This is a genomic window from Actinokineospora sp. (genome assembly GCF_050699995.1).
Classification (GTDB): Bacteria; Actinomycetota; Actinomycetes; order Mycobacteriales; family Pseudonocardiaceae; genus Actinokineospora.
Genome location: NZ_JBOHGC010000398.1, coordinates 1 through 4452 on the forward strand (window position 1 = coordinate 1; position 4452 = coordinate 4452).

The window sequence follows — 4452 nt, forward strand, 5'->3', positions numbered from 1 at the left end:
CCACCACCCACAGTCGTGACCATCCTCACCCGAACCTAAAGTTCCTGGTATTGGGTTGGGACCGCACCGTGATGCGCTTGTCCTCGTTGGCGCGCAAGCGGTTTACCTGCACACCGGCGATGCTGACTTCGCGACGGCGCCGACCACAACGGATGCGGACTTGGCGCTGGTGCCCGACCGGCTGGCAGATGAGCCGTCGATCGTGGACGCGATGCGCGTCGCGGGATTCGTGCCGGGGAGTCAACCGGGGAGTTGGGTGGGCTCCGGCGGCATCACGGTCGACCTTATGGCTCCCGAAGCGCTTTGTGGCCAAGGCGGCCGACGATCGGCCCACCTTCAGCCCCCACATGATGCCACTGCGACTGCTCGCAGGACGTTCGGACTGGAACCGGCGGTCGCGGACAATGAGGTCCACCTACTCGCCGCACTGCACGGCGGCGACCCCCCAATCCTTTGAGATCAAAGTGGCGGGTCCAGCCGCTCTCATCGTGTCAAAGATTGTCAAGATCGCGGAGCGACAACAACAACCACGTCGGCTCAAGCCCAAGGACGGACTCGACGTGCTTCGACTGCTTCGTGCCGTCGACACGACGCGGCTGGCGCGCCGTTTGGCAGACCTCGCTTTGGACCGGCTGTCCAGCGACGTGGTTGAGCAGGCTGTGAAGGAGATGCGCGGGCTCGCAGGCGGGCCGGACGCCCTTCTCCCAGCTCTTGCCGCAGAGGCCGAGATGGGCTTCGGTGACGCCGACGAGATCAAGATGTCGATGGTGGCATTGATCGACGACCTCCTGCGGGAGTACGACCGGGTAGAAGCGGGACGATCAGGTAGTGGAACACGCTCACCTGGAGGCTGATCTGCCGATAGTGGTTGCGGGTGGTCGACCTCGGTGACGATCAGGGTGGGCGATGGAGCAGTGTGCAGCAGGGCGGCCTCTGGTCTGGCTGGACGACGACCTGGCCTCGGTCGACGTCTGGCCGCACTCGAATGCTGGGGCGGGCGAGTGATCGACCGTGAGTCAGCAGAGTATGTTCACCGGCAGGCTGACACCGGCGATGGTGGAGGACGTGCTCATCCAGGCGAAAGTGGTGGCTGACCGTGGAGCCTAACCTGCTTTGGGACGATGTGCGCGACCTCTTCGACCCGGAGTTGGGCCGCCTGCCGGACGTGTACGTGTCATCGACGACATCGGGGGACTGGCAGCGGGTTGTGGACCTTGTCAGGTCCAGCGGCATGTCGTACCGGTACCAGGAGGACGGCCGTCCCGTCGACCTGCCCGGCCACGTGGACGCGATCCTCGATCGACAAGACGTCACGACGGAGCTCTGGGTCTGGCCGGCGCCGGAGGTTCTCGCGATCTTTCGTTTCTCTTCGGCGGACGAGATCGACTTCGATGTGGACCTCAGGGAATTACAGGGACAAGACCGGTTGGACGTGCTGTGCGGTTTCCTTCGGGGGGTCGGGCGCGAGGTTGGCAACCGGTCTTGGTCGTCGCCGAGGGATCAAGGATCCCGCTCGTCGGGTACGACCCAGTAGCCGGCAAAGTCAGCAGAGCGGCCCCAGTGCGGTGAGACCACTGGTGCTGCTCGATGTCGATGGGCCGCTGAACCCGTTCGCCGGGTCCGCGGAGACGCGGGTGGGGTTCGTGGAGCACCGGATCCGGCTGTCGCGGTGGAACAAGCGCAAGGTGCTTCGCCTCTGGCTCAACCCCGCGCTCGGTCCGTCCTTGCTGGGCTTGGCCGAACGCACTGGCGCGCAGCTCGCGTGGGCGACGACGTGGGGGCATCGGGCGAACACGGTCATCGGGCCGGCCATAGGCCTTCCCGTGCTCCGCGTGGTCGAGCTTGACGACTCGGGTGGGCGGTGGAAGTTCCCCGCAGTGGAGCGGTTCGCGGCGGGCAGGCCCCTGGTGTGGCTGGACGACGACTTCGACCTCTACCCCGCCGAGCGGGACGCGTTCCTTGGCAGGCGGGTGGGTGTGCCGACTGAACTCTGGCGGGTCGACCCCCGGATCGGGCTGACCATCGGCGACCTGGCCGCGGTCGAGGCGTGGCTTGGCGGGCACTCGAATGCCGGTACGGCTGAATGATCGACGCCGGTACCCTCGGTGGTGCGCTATCCCGCCGCGCGGGGGTCGGTGTTCCCAGGCGGGCTGAGGAAGTCCTGTGTCGACAGCGCTCATCGTCCTTCTCCTTTGGCACCCCTACGTCCTGTGCAAGCTGCTGCCCGGGCATGACATCCGGGTGCGCGTCTTGGAGGTGGAGGTCGTCATTACCCGAATGTGATCGCGCCCATAGTCCGGGTGGGGCATGCTCGGTTCATGAGGGACCGCCTCCCCGTGTTGCTGGTGGTGGCCGCGATGCTGGTGCTCGCGGTCGCGGCGGCGCGCGGGGAGTCGGCGGTTCCGCGTGGGGGGCCGTTGGGGGCGGTGATCGAGCGGCCGGATAGCGCTGCGGTGCCGCGGACGGAACCGGGGGAGCGCAACTTCTTCCTCGACCTGCTCGGCGGGATCACCGCGGGCGTGTTCCTGCTGCTGGCGGCCGTGATGCTACTGGTCTTCGTGGCAGGCGCGCTGGCCATGCTGGCCGGTCTGCGCCGCCGCCGCGCTCGGTTCGCCCGGTTCGAACTGGAGGAGCCGCGCGGGGCCGAGTTGCCCTCGGGTGGGTCTCCCACGGATCTGGTGGAGGCGGCGCGCGCGGCGCGGGTCGAGTTGAGCAGGCGGGCCGGTGGGCCGCCCGCCGACGCGATCGTGGCCGCCTGGCTGGTGTTGGAAGACGCCGCCGCCCGCCGCCGGGCGGCCCATGAGACGCCGACCGAGTTCACCGTCCGGGTGGTCACCGAGCAGGACCTCGACGGGGCGGCGGTGGTCGATCTGCGGCGGCTGTACCACCGGGCGCGGTTCGGCCCGCCGGGGCAGGTCACCGAGGCCGACGCCGACGCCGCTTCCGAGGCGCTGCGCCGGATCGAGAGCGGGGTGCGGTCGTGAGTCCCGGCAGGAGTTGGTTCCTGGCCTTTGTCGTGGCCGCACTCGTTGCCGCGCTTGGGGTTTGGCCCGGCAACATCCCCCTTTTCTGGTCCGCCTGCCTGGGCATCGCGGGCGGCTCCGTCACCTTGCTGGCCACCCGCTACGCCGGCCCGCTCGATCCACTGTGGAGGGCCGTGCCCGACCCCGAGGGCTCGGCCACCGACCTGCAGGCCGCGAACCTCGCGGGCCGACTCGCCGAAGCCGCGGGAGACCAAGTGCGGTTCGTCTCCCGAGTCCAGCCGAGGCTGCGGGCGCTGGCGGACGCCGCGGTGCGGGAGCGCGGGCTGTCCGGGGCCGAGGCCGCCGACTTCCTCGGGCCCGAGCTCGCGGAGCTTGTCTCCTCCCCCTATGCCCCATTGCCGCCACCGCAGCGGGTCGCCGAGTTGCTCGCCCGACTGGAGAAGCCGTGAAACAGTCCACTGTGGAGTCCGTGGCCGCCGCGGTCACGGCCGCGCTGGCCGATGTCGTCGTCGGGCGGGAGCGCACGGTCCGGCTCGCGCTCGCGGCGGTCCTCGCGGGCGGGCACGTCCTGATCGAGGACGTCCCCGGACTCGGCAAGACGCTGCTCGCCCGCGGTCTTGCCCGTGCGCTGGGCCTCGACTTCGCCCGCCTGCAGTGCACCCCGGACCTGCAGCCGGCCGACGTCACCGGGTCCTTCCTGTTCGACCCCGCCGAACGCGAGTTCGCCTTCCGCGCCGGGCCCGTGTTCACCGGCCTGCTCCTGGCCGACGAGATCAACCGGACGCCGCCGAAAACCCAGTCCGCTCTCCTGGAAGCCATGCAGGAACGCCAGGTCACCGTCGAGGGCCGCACTTTCCCGCTGACCCGCCCGTTCCACGTCATCGCCACCGCCAACCCCATCGAGTACGAGGGCACCTATCCCCTTCCCGAAGCCCAACTCGACCGGTTCCTGCTTCGCCTCGACGTCGGGTACCCGCCGCCCGAGGAGGAGGTGGAAGTGCTGCGCCGCAGGCTGAACCGGCGCACCGAGGACATCGAGGCCGCGCAGGTGATCGACGCGGCCACGCTGCTCGACGTGCAGGCCGGGGTCGAGCGGGTCGATGTGGACGAGGACGTCATCCGCTACTGCGTCGACCTGGCCCGCGCGACCCGCGCCCACTCCGCGGTCGAGGTGGGCGCCTCTCCGCGCGGGTCGCAGGCGCTGCTGCTGGTCGCCCGCGCGCTCGCCGTGATCGACGGCCGCGACTACGTGGTGCCCGAGGACGTCAAGGACTGCGCCGTCGCCGCGCTCGCGCACCGGCTCACGCTGCGGCCCGAGACCTGGAGCAGCGGGGTCACCGGAATCGCTGTGGTGACCGAACTCCTGGGCACGGTCGCCGGACCGGCGAGCACCCGGTGAGTGAGCGGGTCCTCGGCTGGTCGCGGGCCCGCCGGGCCGCGGGCGGCTGGGGCTGGCGCGGCACCGACG

The 4452-nt window shown here is 69.9% G+C and carries 5 protein-coding genes; all 5 read left to right on the forward strand.

The window, feature by feature from the left end:
- Positions 1-404 precede the first annotated feature (404 nt).
- Positions 405-854, forward strand: a complete 450-nt coding sequence (locus ACRDSQ_RS19950) for a hypothetical protein (protein WP_431423145.1) — start codon at positions 405-407, stop codon at positions 852-854.
- Between the two features lie 711 nt (positions 855-1565).
- The gene (locus ACRDSQ_RS19955) at positions 1566-2087 is read left to right on the forward strand and encodes a hypothetical protein (RefSeq protein ID WP_431423146.1); all 522 of its coding nucleotides are present in this window, start codon (positions 1566-1568) and stop codon (positions 2085-2087) included.
- Positions 2088-2318: 231 nt separating this feature from the next.
- Positions 2319-2984: a DUF4129 domain-containing protein gene (locus tag ACRDSQ_RS19960; protein WP_431423147.1), complete on the forward strand. Its 666-nt coding sequence runs from the start codon at positions 2319-2321 to the stop codon at positions 2982-2984.
- A complete protein-coding gene (locus ACRDSQ_RS19965; protein WP_431423148.1) occupies positions 2981-3433 on the forward strand; it encodes a hypothetical protein in 453 nt (150 codons plus the stop codon). Before ACRDSQ_RS19960 ends, ACRDSQ_RS19965 begins: the two co-directional genes overlap by 4 nt.
- Positions 3430-4383, forward strand: a complete 954-nt coding sequence (locus ACRDSQ_RS19970; protein ID WP_431423149.1) for an AAA family ATPase — start codon at positions 3430-3432, stop codon at positions 4381-4383. Before ACRDSQ_RS19965 ends, ACRDSQ_RS19970 begins: the two co-directional genes overlap by 4 nt.
- The last annotated feature ends 69 nt before the right edge of the window (positions 4384-4452 follow it).

What these genes read in the sequence shown, in the direction of transcription:
- ACRDSQ_RS19950 (WP_431423145.1), top strand. Translation starts at nt 405, where the DNA reads ATGAGGTCCACCTACTCGCCGCACTGCACGGCGGCGACCCCCCAATCC.
- ACRDSQ_RS19960 (WP_431423147.1), top strand. Translation starts at nt 2,319, where the DNA reads ATGAGGGACCGCCTCCCCGTGTTGCTGGTGGTGGCCGCGATGCTGGTG.